Here is a 17,648-nt window from a genome sequence, read left to right as displayed (position 1 = left end):
TGTCAGTCGGCGGTCAGCAGTGGTGGCTTGTCGCCGGAGATGCGGCGTTTTTCTGGGCCGGACATGTCCAGCACCAGCTTGCCATCCTTGACCTTGACCTTAACAAGCCCACCCTTGGCGAGTTTGCCAAACAGCAGTTCCTCGGCCAGAGGCTTCTTGATGTGTTCCTGAATGACACGGCCCAGCGGGCGTGCACCCATTTTTTCGTCATACCCTTCGTTGCCAAGCCATTCTGCGGCCTTGGGCGTCAATTCGATGGTGACGTTGCGGTCCAGAAGCTGCACCTCAAGCTGCATGACGAATTTCTCGACCACCTGCATGATGACCTCTTTGGGCAGCGGCGCAAAGGAGATCACCGCATCCAGACGGTTGCGGAACTCGGGCGTAAAGGTGCGTTCGATCGCGGCGGTGTCTTCGCCTTCGCGGCGGTCGCGACCAAAGCCGATCGCGGATTTGGCTTGTTCAACGGCCCCCGCGTTGGAGGTCATGATCAAAACCACGTTGCGGAAGTTCACGGTTCGGCCGTTGTGATCGGTCAACTCGCCGTGGTCCATCACTTGCAAAAGGATGTTGAACACATCGGGGTGGGCTTTTTCGATCTCATCAAGCAAAAGGACGCAGTGCGGATGTTGATCCACGCCGTCGGTCAATAAGCCACCCTGATCAAAGCCAACATAGCCGGGAGGGGCACCGATCAGGCGGGAGACCGCGTGTTTTTCCATGTACTCGGACATGTCAAAGCGCAGCAGTTCCACACCCAGCGTATCCGCCAGCTGTTTCGCCACCTCGGTTTTGCCAACACCGGTTGGACCGGCGAAGAGATAGTTGCCGATGGGCTTTTCAGGCTCGCGCAGACCGGCGCGGGCCAGTTTGATCGCGGAGCTGAGGGATTCAATCGCCTTGTTTTGACCAAACACCACGCGCTTGAGAGATTTCTCCAGATCTTTGAGAACCTCGGCGTCGTCTTTGGACACGCTTTTAGGTGGAATACGCGCGATCTTGGCCACCACAGCTTCGATCTCTTTCACGCCAATTGTTTTGCGGCGTTTGGAGGCGGCTACGAGATGTTGCGCCGCGCCGGCCTCGTCGATGACGTCGATGGCTTTGTCGGGCAGTTTGCGGTCGTTGATGTAGCGCGCGGCCAGTTCCACAGAGGTCTTGATCGCATCGGCGGTGTATTTCACGCCGTGGTGCGCCTCAAAGTATTCTTTCAGGCCTTTGAGGATCTTGATGGAGTCCTCAACAGTCGGCTCACTCACGTCGATTTTCTGGAAACGACGCGACAGGGCGCGGTCTTTTTCAAAATGCTGACGGAATTCTTTGTAAGTGGTGGAGCCCATGGTGCGCAGCTTGCCGCCCTGCAATGCAGGTTTCAGCAGGTTGGACGCATCCATTGCGCCGCCTGATGTGGCGCCAGCGCCAATTACCGTGTGAATCTCGTCGATGAACAGAACCGAGTCGGGGTGCTCTTCGAGTTCGGTGACCACCGCCTTTAGGCGTTCCTCAAAATCGCCGCGATAGCGGGTGCCAGCAAGGAGCGCGCCCATATCGAGCGAGAAGATCGTGGTCTTAGACAATACCTCGGGCGTTTCGCCCTGAACGATTTTGCGCGCGAGACCTTCTGCGATAGCGGTTTTGCCAACGCCGGGATCGCCCACCAAGAGCGGGTTGTTCTTGCGTCGGCGGCACAGCACCTGAATGCAACGCTCAACCTCGGAATCGCGGCCGATCAACGGGTCAACGTCCCCCTTGCCGGCCTTGACGTTCAGGTCGACGCAGTATTTCGCCAGCGCGCTGTCTTTGGGTTCCTCTTCAGCGACACCTTCAAAGTTGGGCGTGCTGGTTTGGTCTTCTTCCGCGCCGGACAAGGGGCGCGGTTCGCCAAAGGCGGGATTTTTGGCGACGCCATGGGCAATGTAGTTCACCGCATCATAGCGCGTCATGTCCTGCTCTTGCAGGAAATAGGCGGCGTTGGATTCGCGTTCGGCAAAGATTGCAACAAGCACGTTGGCGCCGGTCACTTCGGTGCGGCCGGAGCTTTGCACGTGGATCGCTGCGCGCTGAATGACCCGCTGGAAAGCGGCCGTGGGCACAGCCTCGGAGCCCTCAATGTCGGTCACCAGATTGGACAGGTCATCGTCAATGAACTCGACAAGGTTCTGGCGCAACTCCTCGAGGTCGACGCTACAGGCCTTTAGCACGCGCACGGCGTCAGGCTCGTCCATTAGGGCGAGGAGAAGATGTTCAAGCGTAGCGAACTCGTGCTTGCGCTGATTGGCAAGCGCGAGGGCTGCGTGGATGGTTTGTTCGAGCGAATTCGAAAATGACGGCACTGTGGTTCTGCTCCCTCCGGTGCGTGAAACTGCGAAGTCAAAGGTGTCTTCGCATCCAGTATAGGGTTGTTACGTTAAAGTTTGGTCGATTGGTCGCTGTCTTCAAGGACTTTCTGCAATTTTAACCATAGAAAAAGACTGCACGGTTTCGTGAAGTGCTGTTTTTCAGGGTTTAAAAGCTGTCTTTGCGACGTCGGATTTCGGCAAAAACCTCTGTGGGTGCGGCGCCTTGCATGCCTACGACGGCTTGAACGGCAGGGTCATGGCCGCGCAAAAACGGATTTGTCGCCAATTCGTCAGACAACAGCGAAGGCACGGTGGGAATATTTTTTTCGCGATCAGAGCGAATCTTGTCGATGCGCATTTTCAGCGCTGGGTTGTCGGGATCAACCGTGATCGCAAAGCGCGCGTTGGATTCGGTATATTCGTGGCCTGAGCAAACAATCGTTTCAGGCGGCAGGGCGGCGAGTTTGGCGAGGCTGTCAAACATCACTTCGGGCGGGCCTTCAAACAGACGACCACAGCCGAGCGCCATCAGGCTGTCGGCGGTGAACACGGCGCCCGTGGCGGGGAAATAGAACGCGATGTGGCCCATTGTGTGGCCCGACACATCGATGATCTGCGCCGCTTCGCCACCGATTGTGACGCTGTCGCCTTCGGTCACGGAGATGTCCAGCGGGGGCAGGCGGCCTGCGTCGGCGGTGGCGCCGACCACTTTGGCGGGGTGTTGTGCCAGCACATCCGCCAAGCCGTCGACATGGTCCCAGTGATGGTGGGTCAAAAGCACATGGCTTAGCGTCCAGCCCCGGTCAGACAGCGTGTCCAAAATCGGTCCGGGTTCGGGGGCGTCCACCAGCGCGGTGTCGCCGCTCTTGTCGTCGTGAATCAAAAATGCGTAGTTGTCGGACAGGCACGGAATGGTCACGATCTGGAGGGGCATGGAATTTCGCCTTGTGATTGCTATGTTAGCTCTAAGATTTGCCGATTGGAGGCGCGGTTGCAATGCATCTTGATGTACAGGATCTACGCAATTTCTATTATCGCAGCACGTTAGGTCGGGCGGCGCAAAAGGCTGTGCGCGACGAAATGCTGGAACTTTGGCCTGAGGCGAAGGGGATGACGGTTGCCGGGTTCGGCTTTGCCGTGCCGCTTTTGCGTCCGTATTTGTCCAGCGCGCGGCGTGTGATCGGCTTGATGCCTGCACCGCAGGGCGTGATGCCTTGGCCTGCAGGCATGCCCAATGTGTCGGTGCTGTGCGGAGAAACGCTGTGGCCGATCGAGACCGGGCACCTGGACCGGTTGGTGATCATGCACGGACTGGAAACCAGCGACCGGCCATCTGATGTTTTGGTCGAGGCCAACCGCGTGCTTGGACCTGGAGGCAAGGCGCTTTTTGTTGTGCCGCATCGGTCGGGCCTGTGGTCGCGCAGTGACACGACGCCGTTTGGCTATGGCAGGCCGTATTCTACCAGTCAGCTGGAAACCCAGTTGCGCGCGCATGGGTTTATGCCGGAAAGGCATCGCGCAACCTTGTATCAACCCCCGTCGCACAAGCGATTTTGGCGCAAAACCGGTCGGATGCTTGAAGGGTTGGGAAAGACGATATCACCGGTGATGGCGGGCGGTGTGCTTTTGGTGGAGGCCAGCAAAAGGGTGCAGGCGCCAACGGGGCCTGGATTGCGCGAAGCGGCCAAAAAACCACTGCGCGTTTTCGCACCCGCGCCTGAAGTGTCTCCGGCCTAAGGGGTGGTGCTTTGGGACTCGTTGCCGGTCAGGACCCAGGGGCGGTCCATAGAGCGGCGGCGGTGACCGTGAGGCTAGCACCACTGTCGGCAAAGTTGCCGTCAAAGTCGTTCCAGAGATGCGCCACAAGAGTGTCCCCGACATAGACGTTGTCGACATGCGGCATGTTTGCGTCCGGATCAAATGGCTGGGCTTCGACACGGACGTCGCCCTCCAACCCGTCCGGCACCACCAGATCGAAGCTGTCGCCGCTGCCGTTGAAGTAGATGTTGGCTGGCGAGGCGGTGGCCATGTCGTCGTTGGTGACCACGAGGGTGTAGGTGTCGTCGCCGCCGGAGTGGAATTCGTCGACAAGCTGGCCCATGCGCATGATGTAGGTGTCGTTGCCCTCCCCACCCGAGAGCCGCAAAAAGGATTCTCCGCTGACGGCATCATAGGCGATGAAGCTGTCGTTGCCCTGACCGCCTTCCAGGGTGACATCGCCACGTGCGTCCTCGATTACGAAGGTATCGTCGCCCTGGCCGCCGTATAGGTTGGCCTCAAATGTGTCGGGGTCGCGGTCGTCATCATGGGCCAAGGTGAAGGTGTCGTCGCCATCGCCGCCAAGGACCGAGGCCTGACCTTGGCTGATGGTGGCGTGGTCGTCGCCGTCGCCCAAAAGAACGAAGGCAGACACATCAGTGTGCAAGTTAACTGTGTCGTTTCCGTCCAGCGTGGCAAACAGCCCGCCGTTTGCGGGCGTCAGGGCGTCAGCGCCAGCCGATCCCAGGTCGGCCAACAGCGGATCGTCCGTCAGTGTGCCGTCGTCCTGAAGGCGAGTGCTGAATTCGCCGATTTCCAACGTGCTCAGATCGATGTCGGCGAGACCATGCAGGCGGATCGTGAAATCCAGCGGATCGGCGCTTTCGGTGGAGCCGGGCATCGTGATGTGCAGGTCGAGAAAGCTGCCATCTTCTGCCGATGCTGCGCTGATATCGAGCAGGTTTTCATGCCAGGGGCCCACTTCGAGATCAAAGAGGTCGAGCCGAAGGGCATCCTCTGTCGGATCAAAGTCGGTGATTTCGATGTCAAAGGGGCGGTCAACGTCGTGGTGGCTTGGATCCTCGATAAAGAAGACGTCGGAGCCTGCGCCACCAGTCAGGGTGATCGGGTCGTTTTCCGCACTGGAATAGTCATGGCCCACGCGAATAAAATCATCGCCGGCGCCGGCGTCGATATGCTCTCCGGCTTGAGAATAGATGGTGTCGTCCCCTGAAGTGCCGACTACGTCTGGGTCTGGGTCCGGTGTGGGCTCATCGCCGGGGTCGATATCGTCATCGCTGCCGCCGGAGTCGTCGGCCATGCCGTCTACAACTGCAAAACTGCCGGCGATGCCGAGAAAAGAGAACAGAAGGATCAGGTTCATGCGACGTACTCTCTAACTACTCTAAAAATGCTAAGCCATCGGGATCTTGTTGACCACCTGCATTTCCCCCATGGCGGGTTAGGCCGCAGTTGCGATCGGCAGGATTTCGAATTTTCCGCTGTCCAGAGTGATGCGGTTTTCTTCGTCCAGATTGATAAGTTTCATCACCAGTGTGTCACCAACATAGACGTCGTCGCGCTGAACAACAGACCCGAGACTGGCGTCATAGCGTGGTGGCAGGTTTTCAATCCGCACCGAGTCCGCGAGATCGGCCGGCAGGGTGAGTTGAAAGCGGTCCTCAAAGTCCCAGACCACAGTAGACGGATTGCTGTTCTGCATCTGATCAGGGTCAACCGTCATAGAGTAGACATCGGCACCGCCAAATTGATCGTCGGACACATTGATGCCTTGGGCGAACAGATAGGTGTCGTCGCCTTCGCTGCCATCAATGCGCAAGCGAGTGTCTTCGTCGATCTCTACGCTGCGGGCGTCGATGGTGTCATCGCCTGCGCCGCCGTTCACAACCACCGAGCCGCTGTCGTGGTCGATGATAATCGTGTCGTCGCCGCGGGTGCCGCGCAGATCGAGATCGCCGACGTCACCCTGTACCATTTCGGTGGTTGAGTCGTTGGGGGCGGGCTCTGTATCTCCGGGTGCCTCGTCATCCTCGTGAGAGGCGTTCGCGTCGGCCAAATAGATGCTGTCGGGGTTCACGGTTGAGATGCCATCAAGGCGCACCACAAAATCGCGCGCCGATTCGGGGCCGGTATCGGGATCAAACACGGTGACGCGCACATCGACGTAGCTGCCATCGTCGGCGGGTTCCAAAGTGAAATCCTGTGGCGTTTCTGTACTGGTGCCAGGGGCGTCTGAGACGACTTCGAGTGTCAGCACGTCTTCGGTGTCGTCAAAATCGGAAATGATCACATCAAAGGGGCGGCTGTCGCCGTCGCGATGCGGGTATTCGGCCACAAAAGTGTCCGCGCCATCACCACCAATGGCGAGAATCGGATTGTCCGAGTTTGGGTGTAGCAAGAGCGTGTCGTCGCCCTCGGTACCGGTGACCCTGTCGTAGCCGCCGTCGGCCGGGTCTTCTTCTGTGTCATCGTGGTCAGGTACGTGTTCATAGTCACCCGATCCCTGATCGACATCGCCTGCATCCGGCAGTGCGCTGCCATCATAGATGTCGTCATCGGGGACGTTGCTGTCCTGCGGGTCAGCAGGCAGCGGCAAAGAGCCAGTCAAATTTTGCTCTGCCTCATCGGCCTCGGTTGCGTCATCGGCGGCGTCGATGTCTATGTCGTCTCCGCCAACGGCCCCGCCAAGCAGAGCGGCTGCGCCCAGCCCCAAGATAGAGAGAATGATGATCGTGCTCATGCTGCACCTGAATTCTGGTTCCGATTTGATTTCATTTCCGGATATCGGCAATTGGTATCCAAATGGATAACGGCGCCGAAGGTATTTCGGGGTCAAATGTAGTTTGGCGTCGTTCGGCACGCCGAATATGCGGGCTTTGAGCAGCGGGAATCGCGGAAAAAGAGGATTTTACAGGCATTTTTTTTCCCCAAGGTCACAGGCAAAGGGTCGCACCATGGCTAACCCCTTAAAAACAGAAGGTTTTGTGCGAATTTCGATTATATCGAACGTAGTTGATAGCTGAGCAAGCGTCTGCTACACCCGCCTCGGATTTGCCGCCTTGTCATGGACAGGGCAAGAAACGTCCTCGTAGCGTGCATACAATTGTATGCTGCAATCGAGGCCAGAAAGCGGAAGGGTGGACGTGTCCGAACCAGCTTCGATCTCCTCCGGCATTGCCAAACGCTATGCCGCCGCGGTCTTTGAGATCGCATCCGAGAACAAGGCGCTTACCAAGTTGGAAAGCGGTCTTGACGATCTCAGCGCAGCATTGGACGAAAGCGCCGAACTGCGTGATCTGATCAATTCGCCTCTGGTGAGCCGCAATGAGCAGGGCAACGCCATCGCAGCCGTCGCGAAAACCATGAAATTGCAGCCCGTGCTGGTAAATGTTCTGGGCCTGATGGCCGAGAAGCGTCGCCTGTTCGTGCTGCCTCAGCTGATTGAACAGCTGCGCGCCATGATTGCAGACCACAAAGGCGAAGTAACCGCCGATGTGACATCTGCCAAAGCATTGACCAAAACCCAAAGCGACAAGCTGGCGAAAACGCTGGCAGCCCGTGTGGGGAAAGACGTCAAGATCAACGCGACCGTCGACAAAAGCCTTGTTGGCGGTCTTGTAGTTAAAGTGGGCTCGAAGATGATCGATACGTCGATCCGCTCCAAGCTCTCTTCCCTCCAGAATGCAATGAAAGAGGTCGGATAATGGGTATCCAAGCAGCCGAAATATCTGCGATCCTTAAGGAGCAGATTAAAAACTTTGGCCAGGAGGCCGATGTGGCCGAAGTCGGTCGTGTGCTTTCCGTCGGTGACGGTATCGCGCGCGTCTACGGCCTGGACAATGTCCAAGCCGGTGAGATGGTTGAATTCCCTGGTGGTATTCAAGGCATGGCGCTGAACCTGGAAAGCGACAACGTAGGTGTCGTGATCTTTGGTTCGGATCAGCACATCAAGGAAGGTGACACTGTTAAGCGCACCAACTCCATCGTGGACGTGCCGATTGGCGAAGGCCTGCTGGGTCGCGTTGTTGACGGTCTGGGCAACCCGATTGACGGCAAAGGTCCGATCGTATCGGAGACTCGTGGTGTTGCTGACGTTAAAGCACCGGGCATTATCCCGCGTAAATCGGTTCACGAACCGATGGCAACCGGCCTGAAGTCGGTCGACGCGATGATCCCGATTGGCCGTGGCCAACGTGAATTGATCATTGGTGACCGTCAGACCGGCAAAACTGCTGTGGCTCTGGACGCGATCCTGAACCAGAAGTCTTACAACGAAGCCGCTGGCGACGACGAAAGCAAGAAGCTGTACTGTGTGTACGTTGCGATCGGTCAGAAGCGTTCGACTGTTGCTCAGCTGGTTAAGAAACTCGAAGAGTCCGGCGCGATGGAATATTCCGTTGTTGTTGCTGCGACCGCTTCCGAGCCTGCGCCTTTGCAGTTTCTGGCGCCTTACGCCGCGACTGCGATGGCCGAGTATTTCCGTGACAACGGTCGGCACGCCCTGATCATCTATGATGATCTCTCCAAGCAAGCGGTTGCGTATCGTCAGATGTCCCTGCTGCTGCGTCGTCCACCCGGACGTGAAGCTTATCCTGGTGACGTTTTCTATCTTCACTCACGCCTGCTGGAGCGTTCGGCCAAGCTGAACGAAGATTTCGGTGCTGGCTCGCTTACCGCGCTGCCGATCATTGAAACCCAAGGTGGCGACGTTTCCGCGTTTATTCCAACCAACGTGATTTCGATCACCGACGGTCAGATCTTCCTGGAAACCGAACTGTTCTACCAAGGTATCCGTCCTGCTGTGAACACCGGTCTGTCGGTGTCGCGCGTTGGCTCCTCGGCTCAGACCTCGGCGATGTCGTCGGTTGCTGGTCCGGTGAAACTGTCGCTGGCTCAGTATCGTGAGATGGCTGCGTTTGCTCAGTTCGGTTCCGACCTCGATGCCGCGACCCAGCAGCTGCTGAACCGTGGTGCGCGTCTTACTGAGCTGATGAAACAGCCACAGTATTCGCCACTGACCAACGCTGAAATCGTCTGCGTCATCTTTGCAGGTGTGAACGGTTATCTGGACGGTATCGACGTGGCCGACGTTGGCCGCTTTGAGCAAGCTATGTTGACGCATCTGCGCGCCAACAATTCTGACTTGCTTAAGTGGATCACCGACGAAGATCCTAAGATCAAGGGCGATGCTGCAGACAAAGTTAAAGCTGCGCTGGACGCTTTCGCCGCTGACTTCGCGTAAGGGGTTCGGACAATGCCTAGTCTGAAGGACCTAAAAAACAGGATCGAGAGTGTGAAAAACACTCGGAAGATCACAAAAGCCATGCAGATGGTTGCCGCGGCGAAACTTCGCCGCGCGCAGGAAGCTGCTGAGCAGTCACGACCCTACACAGAACGGTTTAACGCCGTGATGGGTGGGCTGGCGGCCTCGGTTGGCACCTCTGACTCTGCGCCGAAACTGCTGTCCGGTACCGGAAGCGATCAGACCCACCTGTTGGTGGTTATGACTGCGGAACGGGGCCTGTGCGGTGGCTTCAACGCAAACATTTCGAAGTTGGCGCGTGCGAAAGCTGCGGAACTTAAGGCTGCGGGCAAGACTGTGAAAGTCCTGACCGTTGGCAAGAAGGGCCGCGACGCGATCAAACGTGACTTGGGTGATGACTTTGTTGGCCACGTTGACCTGACTGAGGTCAAGCGCGTGGGTTATGACAATGCTCAGGGCATCGCCCGCGACGTACTTGACCGTTTTGACGCGGGTGAGTTCGACGTGGCAACGATCTTCTTCTCGGAGTTCGTTAATGTTGTGACGCAGATCCCGACCGCACAGCAAATCATCCCGGCTGCTTTTGAAACGGAAGCGGATGGGGCGAGCACTCTGTATGACTACGAGCCCAGCGAAGAGGCCATTCTGGCTGACTTGCTGCCGCGCGGCGTCGCGACGCAGATTTTCGCAGCACTGCTGGAAAACGGCGCCTCGGAGCAAGGTGCGCGGATGTCCGCAATGGACAACGCGACCCGCAACGCGGGTGACATGATCGACAAACTGACCATCCAGTATAACCGCTCGCGTCAGGCTGTGATCACCAACGAGCTTATTGAAATCATCTCGGGCGCGGAAGCGCTCTAAGAACTGGAGACGAAACATGGCTAACGCAAAAGGCAAGGTGACCCAGATCATCGGCGCCGTTGTGGACGTGCAGTTCGAAGATGCTCTGCCAGAGATCTTGAACGCACTGAACACTGAAAACAACGGTAAGAAACTGGTACTGGAAGTAGCCCAGCACCTTGGTGAAAACACCGTTCGTACCATCGCAATGGACGCGACCGAAGGTCTCGTCCGTGGCCAACATGTTGAAGACACAGGCGCCCCAATCGCCGTGCCCGTTGGCACAGGTACTTTGGGCCGCATCCTGAACGTGACCGGTGATCCGGTTGACGAAAAAGGCCCTGTGAAATCGACAGAAAAACGCGCCATTCACGGCGACGCACCTGCGTTTGAAGATCAGTCCACCGCGACTGAAATTCTGACAACTGGTATTAAGGTGATCGACTTGCTCGCGCCTTACACCAAGGGTGGTAAAATTGGTCTGTTCGGCGGTGCCGGCGTTGGTAAGACCGTTTTGATCATGGAACTGATCAACAACATTGCGAAGGTGCACTCCGGTGTGTCTGTGTTCGCCGGTGTTGGTGAGCGGACCCGTGAAGGGAACGACCTGTACCACGAAATGATCGAATCCGAAGTTATCGTTCCTGACGATCTGGAGAAATCCAAGATTGCTCTGGTTTACGGTCAGATGAACGAGCCTCCCGGTGCGCGTATGCGGATCGCCCTGTCCGGCCTGACACTGGCCGAGCAGTTCCGTGATGACACGGGTTCGGACGTTCTGTTCTTCGTGGACAACATCTTCCGCTTTACACAAGCCGGTTCCGAAGTTTCGGCCCTGTTGGGTCGTATTCCTTCGGCTGTGGGTTACCAGCCAACACTGGCAACCGACATGGGTGCGATGCAGGAACGGATTACCTCGACCAAATCCGGTTCGATTACATCGGTTCAGGCCGTGTATGTGCCTGCGGATGACCTTACCGACCCTGCACCTGCGACCTCGTTTGCACACTTGGATGCGACAACCGTTCTGGATCGTGCGATCTCGGAAAAAGGTATCTATCCTGCTGTGGATCCGCTTGGCTCGACCTCGCGTCTGCTTGATCCGCTGATCATTGGCGAAGAGCATTATAAAGTCGCCAACGACGTTCAGCAGATCCTTCAGCGTTACAAGTCGCTGCAAGACATCATCGCCATCCTCGGCATGGACGAACTGTCCGAGGAAGACAAACTGACCGTGGCACGTGCGCGTAAGATCGAGCGCTTCCTGTCTCAGCCGTTTGACGTGGCGAAAGTCTTCACCGGTTCTGACGGTGTTCAGGTTCCGCTGGAAAACACAATCTCGTCGTTCAAAGCCGTTGTGGCTGGCGAATACGACCACCTCCCCGAAGCGGCCTTCTACATGGTTGGCGGCATCGAGGACGTGATCGCCAAAGCCGAGAAAATGGCTGCTGAAGCGGCCTAAGGAGGCCCGTAATGGCAACTGAGATGCAATTTGACCTGGTGAGCCCTGAGCGGAGCCTTGCTTCGCTCCAGGCAACCTCCGTGCAGATCCCTGGTGCTGACGGTGATCTCACCGCAATGCCGGGCCATGCGCCTTTGCTTACGTCGCTGCGCCCTGGCGTTGTGAAAGTGCAGACCGCGCAGGGTGAGAAAGATTATGTTGTGACCCGCGGTTTCGCGGAAGTTTCGGCAGAGTCGATTTCGGTGATCGCGGAATTTGCACATGACGGCGACGAAGTAACCAAAGCTGACCTTGAAGACGTGCTGGCTGGCGCGCGCAAGGCTGTTGAGGATGCGTCTGCTGACGACAAAGATGCTGCGGAAAAGTTCCTTTCGGATCTTGAGCAGCTCTTGGCGAACATGGTCTGATCCGACTCTGATCGGACAAAAATAGAGGCTCCGCCCCCGTGGCGGGGCCTTATTTTTTTAAGAAGTGCAGATTTTTTTGTTGCGCATTGGTGTGAGGTTACACACATTAGGTTCCGGAATGAGACGACTTAGAAATCACCACATTGGCATTGATCAGGGCGACGAGACGCTTTTTTCGGATTTTGAATCCGACGGCGAGATGTGGACAGGGGATGGCCCACGTGACCGGCGCAGGCTGATCAAGTTTTCCGGCCGATACCGGACCCCGCCTACAGTGCAGGTGGCCTTGTCGCTTTGGGACATGGATGCAGAACACAACATCCGCGCCGAAGTTGTCGCGGAAGAGGTCACCAACCTTGGGTTTCATCTGGTGTTTCGCACTTGGGGCGACAGCCGTATCGCACGGGTTCGGATGAGCTGGATGGCCATTGGTGAGTTGGCGCATGCTGAGGATTGGGCGATCGACGATTGATGCGCGGCCTTGCGCATTGCCAGAAAAAAGCCGCGCTCAAGAGCGCGGCTTTTTCGTTTTGCGGTGTCGTGTGATTACTTGTTGAACAAGCCTTCGTAACTGGCTTCAAGCGTTTCGGTCTCAAACAGCGAGCTGACGGACGTACCGTTAGCGATGTTCAGGATCGCTTGGGCAAACAGCGGTGCCGTTGGGATGATGCGGATGTTTGGTGTGTCCAGAACCGGCTGAGTGGCCTCGATCGAGTCGGTGATGCAAAGCGACTTCATCACCGAGCCTTTGATGCGTTCAACAGCCGGACCGGACAGAACGCCGTGCGTGATGTAGCTGTGCACTTCAGTGGCGCCGTGTTCCATCAGGACTTCGGCGGCTTTACAAAGCGTGCCTGCGGTGTCGCAAATGTCGTCCACGATGATACACTTTTTGCCTTCGACGTTGCCGATCACGGTCATTTCTGCGATTTCGCCAGCTTTCTCACGACGTTTGTCCACAATCGAGAGCGGCGCGCCGATGCGTTTCGCAAGCTCGCGTGCGCGGGCAACGCCGCCGACGTCGGGCGAGATCACCATGACATCGTCGAGGCTGTCCGCAAACTGGGCCTGAATGTCGAGCGCGAAAATCGGCGAGGCGTAAAGGTTGTCGACCGGAATGTCGAAGAAACCCTGAATTTGCGCAGCGTGCAGATCCATGGTCAGGACCCGTTCGATGCCAGCTTCGACCATCATGTTGGCGACCAGCTTGGCAGTGATCGGGGTCCGGGCCTTGGTGCGGCGGTCCTGACGGGCATAGCCGAAATAGGGGATCACAGCGGTGATGCGCGACGCCGAAGACCGGCGCAGGGCGTCGGACATGATCAGCAGTTCCATCAGGTTGTCGTTGGCAGGACGCGACGTCGACTGGATGATGAACATGTCCTCGCCGCGCACGTTTTCAAAAACTTCGACAAAGATCTCTTGATCGTTGAAGCGTTCCACGCGGGCATCGACCAGATCAACCGGTTTGCCGCGGTGAAGTGCCATACGGCGGGTGATGGCATTTGCGAGCGGCATGTTCGAGCTGCCGGTCATCAGTTTGGGTTCAAGAAGTGTGGCCATGATGGGGTCCCCAGAGTGGTGCAGAGTGTGGCGCAGGTGACAGATTCGTGACGTTGCCAACCGCTTAGCATGGCCCTAGGGTCTCGCAAAGCATCGAGGCGCGGCGGGAGGGCCAAATGGCACATATCGACTATTATTTTGCGACAATTTCTCCATACACATACCTTGCGGGAACGCGGTTGGAGGAAATCGCCACCAAACATGGCGCAACCATCACTTATAAACCGTTGGATATCATCTCGCAGTTTGGCCGGACCGGCGGCACGCCGCCCAAGGATCGTCACGCGAGCCGTCAGGAATATCGCGCGCAGGAACTGGTGCGGCAGGCCAAAAAGCTGGACATGCCATTCAACCTGAAACCCGCGCATTGGCCGACCAATATGGCGCCGTCCTCTTATGCCTTTATCGCCGCGCAAAATGTCGGTGGCGGTGATCTTGGCGCCTTGGCGCACGGCATCACGCGGGCCTGCTGGGTCGAAGAAAAGAACGTGGCGGACGACGCAGTTATTCGTGACTGCCTGCAAGCGGCAGGCTTTGATCCGGATCTGGCCGACAGCGGTTTGCTGGAAGGGGCGGAAACCTATGCCAAGAACCTAGAGGACGCGGTTGCGGCTGGCGCCTTTGGTGCACCTTTTTATGTTGTAGACGACGGTGCCCGTTTTTGGGGACAGGATCGCCTGGAAGATCTGGATCTGCATCTGGCGGGCAAACTCTAGGGCATGTCTTTGGACTTTGACGGTAAGACGTACTGGCGCAGGCTGGGCGAAGGCGCTCGGCCTGCGTTGGCGTTGCATTGCAACCTTGGACATTCGGGCGCTTTTCGCGGGATCGGCGCCGAGCTCGGTGATCTTTTGACGATTCAGGCGCCGGATATGCCGGGACATGGGCGCAGCGATGCTTATCAGGCCGGCACCTTGGCTGGGCAGTTCATGCTGGACGCCATTCTGGAAAAACTGGACGGGCCGGTAGATGTCATTGGCCACAGCTATGGTGGTCTGTTGGGGCTGCGGTTGGCAATTGAACGGCCGGAAATGGTGCGTTCGTTGTCGCTGTTTGAGCCTGTGACGATGTTGGCGGCCAAAGACAGAGCACCAGAGGAAGTTGCCAAGAACGACGCGCATATGTCGAAAGTCATCGCCTTGTACGAGGCGGGCGATCCAGAAGGCGCAGTGCGGATGTTTGTGGAAGAATGGGGGGATGGCACGCCCTGGGAGCAGCTGAATGCCGAAACTCGCGCGACGTTTGCTCGGCAGGTACCAGTTGTTGTCGCATCACAAAAGGATGTGCTGGAAGACATCGGTCAAGTGATGCCGCGGCTCGGCCAAGTTGCCGTGCCATGTGTGGTGATGGATGGGGCGCTGTCGCCTCCGATCATGAAACCCGCCTGTGATGGCTTGGCTGCGATGGTAAAGAACGGACGACGGGCGACGATTGCTGGCGCTGGTCATATGGGCGCGATCACCCATGCCCGCGCCGTGGCTGCAGAAGTGCGCCAAACAATCGGCGCTGCAGCTTAGCCTTTCACGATATCCAGAAACTGGTTGATCTGATCGGTCGTGATCGACCAGTCGCAGACCAGACGCGCCTCGACCATCTCGTTTGGATCGTCGCCCTCAAGGCTGCCGGACCAGATGTGATACTCCGCGCCAGCGGCAAACAGGCGTTTGTGTGCGGCCCGTGGCATGGCGACAAACAGCATGTTGGCTTGGGGCGGGTACACAAAGCTGACGCCATCTATTGCCTGCAGGCCTCCTGCCAGATGCGCGGCGTTGGCGTTGGCCTGAGTCGCGGCGTTAATCCACGCATTGTCAGCCAGATAGCCCTTCATTTGTGCCGAGAGGAAACGGTGTTTGGAAAACAGGTGCGCCCCGCGTTTGCGGCGCAGTTCAAATTCCCAAGCGTGTTTGGGGTCAAAGAAGATCACCGCCTCAACGCCGATGCAGCCGTTCTTGGTGCCGCCAAAGGAGACGACGTCTACGCCGGCCTTCCACGTCATTTCGGCCGGTGTACAGCCAAGCGCCATCATCGCGTTGGTGAACCGCGCGCCGTCCAGATGAACCGGCAGGTCGTGGGATTTGGCGACATCGCACAGCGCGGTGAGTTCGTCGAGCGTGTAGATTGTGCCGCGTTCGGTGACCTGCGTGATCGACACGGGGCCACGTTGTGGACCATGCACGCCACGGGTTTCCTCGGCTTCGACGGCCGCGCGCAATTCAGCCGCGGTCATCTTGTCATCTTGTCCCACAAGCGTGAGTTTTGCGCCTCCGGAATAGAATTCGGGGGCGTTGCATTCGTCTTCGTGGATGTGGGCCACGGAGGCGCAAAACACGGTTTCCCAAGGCTTGGTCAATGTTGCCAAAGCCAGCGAATTGGCGGCAGTGCCAGTGGCCACGAGATAAACGGCAGCCTCTGGCGCCTCAAACACATCGCGGATCTGGGTGCGGACTTCGTCCATGATCGCATCCGCGCCGTAAGCCATGGCAAAGTCTTGGTTTGCCTCGGTCATGGCCTGCAGGACCTGTGGCAACGCGGGGCCGGAATTGTCGGAGGCAAAATGCATTAGAGAGGTTCCTCGATGATGTGGTCTTCCCAGTCGTCTTCGGGCGTTTCAAACTCGGATACTGTCATTTGATAAACCGACACGCCAGCCTCGTGCACGCTTTCGGCGCGGCCGGAAACCAGCGGGTGCCAGTCATATAGTGGCTTGCCTTCCCATAGCAGGCGATAGGCGCAGGTTTGCGGCATCCAGTAGGCGTGGTCGTCCAGATTTGACGGTTTGAGAACGATGCATTCAGGCACAAACTGGTGGCGGATCGGATATTGGGTGCAGCGGCAGGTTTCGTCATCCAACATGCGACAGGCGACGCGGGTCAGGTGGACCTTGCCGGTGTCTGCATCCTCAAGCTTGTTGAGGCAGCATTTGCCGCAGCCGTCACACAGCGCTTCCCACTCTTTCTTGGATAGGTCAGCGAGTTTCTTCTTTTCCCAAAACCGAGGTTTCAGCTTGTCGCGTTCGATGGGGTCGCGGCTCATAGTGCGGCCAGGATGTCGCGGCACTGCGCGCAATCACGGTCCATTTGAGCGATCAGGGCATCGAGGCCGTCGAATTTCTGCTCTGGGCGCAGATAGTCGACCAAAGCGACCGACAGCGTTGCGCCGTAAAGGTCGCCGGAGAAGTCAAAAAGGAAGGTTTCAATGTTGGCAGTATTGGTGCCAAACATCGGGCGTACGCCTATGGACGACGCGCCGTGATAGCTGCCCGCATGGGGGCCGTCGAGCACATCAACCAGCACGGCATAGACGCCGTGTTTGGGTTGGTGCAGCCCGTCGATGGACATGTTGGCTGTCGGAAATCCAAGATCACGGCCGCGCTGTTCGCCACCAATCACCGGACCGTCGATGCGGTGCCAGTGGCCGAGCATTTTGGCTGCGTCGCGGGGGCGGCCATCGGTGAGGGCGGTGCGAATCGACGTGGACGACACTTGACCATCGTCAGCCTGAACGAGTGGAGCAATGGTGACGCCGAAGCCGAGGTCTTTCCCAAAGGTTTCAAGATCTTGTGCGGTTCCGGCTCTTCCTTTGCCAAAGCAGAAATCAGCGCCGACGACCACATGCGACAGGCCCAAACCATCGGCGATTACATCGCGGGCGAACTCTTCTGGCGTGAGGCTGGAGAGAGTGGTGTTAAAGGGCAATTCGTAAAGCCGTTTGACGCCGAGTTTTTCCAGCCGGTGCGCGCGGGTTTCTGCGCTGGTGAGGCGAAACGCAGGCGCGTCGGGGGCAAAGTATTCTCGGGGATGCGGTTCGAACGTCATGATGCCCAAAGGGGCGTCCGGTGCGGCCTTGCGGGCAAGGTCGATCACCGATTGATGGCCGATATGCACGCCGTCAAAGTTGCCGATAGCAACTGAGGCGTCTTTGTCCTCGGGGGCAACGTATTTGTAGTCTCGAATGATCCGCATAGGCTCGGCGTAGCGGGTTGCAAAGCGTCA

The 17,648-nt window shown here is 57.7% G+C and carries 17 protein-coding genes; 9 read left to right on the top strand and 8 right to left on the bottom strand.

Annotation, left to right across the window (positions count from 1 at the left end; all coding sequences use genetic code 11):
- Positions 1 to 2: 2 nt before the first annotated feature.
- Both clpA and gloB read right to left on the bottom strand, forming a co-directional pair.
- A complete protein-coding gene (clpA, locus tag SHIM_RS14245; protein ID WP_054003346.1) occupies positions 3 to 2,333 on the bottom strand; it encodes an ATP-dependent Clp protease ATP-binding subunit ClpA in 2,331 nt (776 codons plus the stop codon).
- Positions 2,334 to 2,505: 172 nt separating this feature from the next.
- Positions 2,506 to 3,273, bottom strand: coding sequence for a hydroxyacylglutathione hydrolase (gene gloB, locus SHIM_RS14240; protein WP_054003345.1), 768 nt, complete (start codon positions 3,271 to 3,273; stop codon positions 2,506 to 2,508).
- Positions 3,274 to 3,335: 62 nt separating this feature from the next.
- Here gloB and SHIM_RS14235 point away from each other — a divergent pair, with 62 nt between their 5' ends.
- Positions 3,336 to 4,076 (top strand): class I SAM-dependent methyltransferase, encoded by a 741-nt coding sequence (locus SHIM_RS14235; RefSeq protein ID WP_054003344.1) that lies wholly within the window; start codon positions 3,336 to 3,338, stop codon positions 4,074 to 4,076.
- 28 nt (positions 4,077 to 4,104) lie between these two features.
- Here the strand turns inward: SHIM_RS14235 and SHIM_RS14230 are convergent, their stop codons facing one another.
- Together SHIM_RS14230 and SHIM_RS14225 are read right to left on the bottom strand one after the other, a co-directional pair.
- Positions 4,105 to 5,481: a hypothetical protein gene (locus SHIM_RS14230; RefSeq protein WP_054003343.1), complete on the bottom strand. Its 1,377-nt coding sequence runs from the start codon at positions 5,479 to 5,481 to the stop codon at positions 4,105 to 4,107.
- Between the two features lie 78 nt (positions 5,482 to 5,559).
- A complete protein-coding gene (locus tag SHIM_RS14225; protein WP_054003342.1) occupies positions 5,560 to 6,858 on the bottom strand; it encodes a hypothetical protein in 1,299 nt (432 codons plus the stop codon).
- A 403-nt stretch (positions 6,859 to 7,261) separates the two neighbouring features.
- Between SHIM_RS14225 and SHIM_RS14220 the strand changes: the two genes are divergently transcribed.
- From SHIM_RS14220 to SHIM_RS14195, 6 genes are all read left to right on the top strand, one after another.
- Positions 7,262 to 7,822 (top strand): F0F1 ATP synthase subunit delta, encoded by a 561-nt coding sequence (locus SHIM_RS14220; protein WP_054003409.1) that lies wholly within the window; start codon positions 7,262 to 7,264, stop codon positions 7,820 to 7,822.
- Positions 7,822 to 9,360: a F0F1 ATP synthase subunit alpha gene (atpA, locus tag SHIM_RS14215; RefSeq protein WP_054003341.1), complete on the top strand. Its 1,539-nt coding sequence runs from the start codon at positions 7,822 to 7,824 to the stop codon at positions 9,358 to 9,360. The genes SHIM_RS14220 and atpA overlap by 1 nt, the downstream gene beginning before the upstream one ends.
- A 12-nt stretch (positions 9,361 to 9,372) precedes the next feature.
- Entirely contained in the window at positions 9,373 to 10,245 is an 873-nt protein-coding gene (locus SHIM_RS14210; RefSeq protein WP_054003340.1) for a F0F1 ATP synthase subunit gamma, read from the top strand.
- Between the two features lie 16 nt (positions 10,246 to 10,261).
- On the top strand, positions 10,262 to 11,686 hold the full coding sequence (gene atpD, locus SHIM_RS14205; protein ID WP_054003339.1) for a F0F1 ATP synthase subunit beta: 1,425 nt from the start codon (positions 10,262 to 10,264) through the stop codon (positions 11,684 to 11,686).
- Positions 11,687 to 11,697: 11 nt separating this feature from the next.
- Entirely contained in the window at positions 11,698 to 12,093 is a 396-nt protein-coding gene (locus SHIM_RS14200) for a F0F1 ATP synthase subunit epsilon (RefSeq protein WP_054003338.1), read from the top strand.
- A 118-nt stretch (positions 12,094 to 12,211) separates the two neighbouring features.
- Positions 12,212 to 12,565, top strand: coding sequence for an H-type lectin domain-containing protein (locus tag SHIM_RS14195; RefSeq protein ID WP_054003337.1), 354 nt, complete (start codon positions 12,212 to 12,214; stop codon positions 12,563 to 12,565).
- Between the two features lie 74 nt (positions 12,566 to 12,639).
- On the opposite strand, the gene SHIM_RS14190 is transcribed toward SHIM_RS14195, so the two are convergent.
- Entirely contained in the window at positions 12,640 to 13,656 is a 1,017-nt protein-coding gene (locus SHIM_RS14190) for a ribose-phosphate pyrophosphokinase (RefSeq protein ID WP_054003336.1), read from the bottom strand.
- Between the two features lie 116 nt (positions 13,657 to 13,772).
- Between SHIM_RS14190 and SHIM_RS14185 the strand changes: the two genes are divergently transcribed.
- Positions 13,773 to 14,372 (top strand): 2-hydroxychromene-2-carboxylate isomerase, encoded by a 600-nt coding sequence (locus SHIM_RS14185; protein ID WP_054003335.1) that lies wholly within the window; start codon positions 13,773 to 13,775, stop codon positions 14,370 to 14,372.
- Positions 14,373 to 14,375: 3 nt separating this feature from the next.
- Positions 14,376 to 15,173, top strand: a complete 798-nt coding sequence (locus SHIM_RS14180) for an alpha/beta fold hydrolase (protein ID WP_054003334.1) — start codon at positions 14,376 to 14,378, stop codon at positions 15,171 to 15,173.
- Here the strand turns inward: SHIM_RS14180 and SHIM_RS14175 are convergent.
- From SHIM_RS14175 to SHIM_RS14165, 3 genes are read right to left on the bottom strand one after another with little or no spacing between them, the layout of a single operon-like run.
- On the bottom strand, positions 15,170 to 16,216 hold the full coding sequence (locus tag SHIM_RS14175) for a threonine aldolase family protein (RefSeq protein ID WP_054003333.1): 1,047 nt from the start codon (positions 16,214 to 16,216) through the stop codon (positions 15,170 to 15,172). The genes SHIM_RS14180 and SHIM_RS14175 overlap by 4 nt on opposite strands.
- Complete coding sequence (locus tag SHIM_RS14170) at positions 16,216 to 16,689, bottom strand: YcgN family cysteine cluster protein (RefSeq protein WP_054003332.1); 474 nt, start codon at positions 16,687 to 16,689, stop codon at positions 16,216 to 16,218. The genes SHIM_RS14175 and SHIM_RS14170 overlap by 1 nt, the downstream gene beginning before the upstream one ends.
- Positions 16,686 to 17,618, bottom strand: coding sequence for a bifunctional riboflavin kinase/FAD synthetase (locus tag SHIM_RS14165; RefSeq protein WP_054003331.1), 933 nt, complete (start codon positions 17,616 to 17,618; stop codon positions 16,686 to 16,688). Before SHIM_RS14165 ends, SHIM_RS14170 begins: the two co-directional genes overlap by 4 nt.
- Positions 17,619 to 17,648 lie beyond the last annotated feature (30 nt).

The sequence above is a fragment of the Shimia sp. SK013 genome (assembly GCF_001292625.1).
Lineage (GTDB): Bacteria > Pseudomonadota > Alphaproteobacteria > Rhodobacterales > Rhodobacteraceae > Shimia.
Note: the sequence above shows the minus strand (reverse complement) of the source record. Positions and strands in the feature narration are given on the sequence as shown.

What these genes read in the sequence shown, in the direction of transcription:
- gloB (WP_054003345.1), bottom strand. Translation starts at nt 3,273, where the DNA reads ATGCCCCTCCAGATCGTGACCATTCCGTGCCTGTCCGACAACTACGCA.
- SHIM_RS14235 (WP_054003344.1), top strand. Translation starts at nt 3,336, where the DNA reads ATGCATCTTGATGTACAGGATCTACGCAATTTCTATTATCGCAGCACG.
- SHIM_RS14230 (WP_054003343.1), bottom strand. Translation starts at nt 5,481, where the DNA reads ATGAACCTGATCCTTCTGTTCTCTTTTCTCGGCATCGCCGGCAGTTTT.
- SHIM_RS14225 (WP_054003342.1), bottom strand. Translation starts at nt 6,858, where the DNA reads ATGAGCACGATCATCATTCTCTCTATCTTGGGGCTGGGCGCAGCCGCT.
- atpA (WP_054003341.1), top strand. Translation starts at nt 7,822, where the DNA reads ATGGGTATCCAAGCAGCCGAAATATCTGCGATCCTTAAGGAGCAGATT.
- SHIM_RS14210 (WP_054003340.1), top strand. Translation starts at nt 9,373, where the DNA reads ATGCCTAGTCTGAAGGACCTAAAAAACAGGATCGAGAGTGTGAAAAAC.
- atpD (WP_054003339.1), top strand. Translation starts at nt 10,262, where the DNA reads ATGGCTAACGCAAAAGGCAAGGTGACCCAGATCATCGGCGCCGTTGTG.
- SHIM_RS14200 (WP_054003338.1), top strand. Translation starts at nt 11,698, where the DNA reads ATGGCAACTGAGATGCAATTTGACCTGGTGAGCCCTGAGCGGAGCCTT.
- SHIM_RS14195 (WP_054003337.1), top strand. Translation starts at nt 12,212, where the DNA reads ATGAGACGACTTAGAAATCACCACATTGGCATTGATCAGGGCGACGAG.
- SHIM_RS14190 (WP_054003336.1), bottom strand. Translation starts at nt 13,656, where the DNA reads ATGGCCACACTTCTTGAACCCAAACTGATGACCGGCAGCTCGAACATG.
- SHIM_RS14185 (WP_054003335.1), top strand. Translation starts at nt 13,773, where the DNA reads ATGGCACATATCGACTATTATTTTGCGACAATTTCTCCATACACATAC.
- SHIM_RS14180 (WP_054003334.1), top strand. Translation starts at nt 14,376, where the DNA reads ATGTCTTTGGACTTTGACGGTAAGACGTACTGGCGCAGGCTGGGCGAA.
- SHIM_RS14175 (WP_054003333.1), bottom strand. Translation starts at nt 16,216, where the DNA reads ATGCATTTTGCCTCCGACAATTCCGGCCCCGCGTTGCCACAGGTCCTG.
- SHIM_RS14170 (WP_054003332.1), bottom strand. Translation starts at nt 16,689, where the DNA reads ATGAGCCGCGACCCCATCGAACGCGACAAGCTGAAACCTCGGTTTTGG.
- SHIM_RS14165 (WP_054003331.1), bottom strand. Translation starts at nt 17,618, where the DNA reads ATGCGGATCATTCGAGACTACAAATACGTTGCCCCCGAGGACAAAGAC.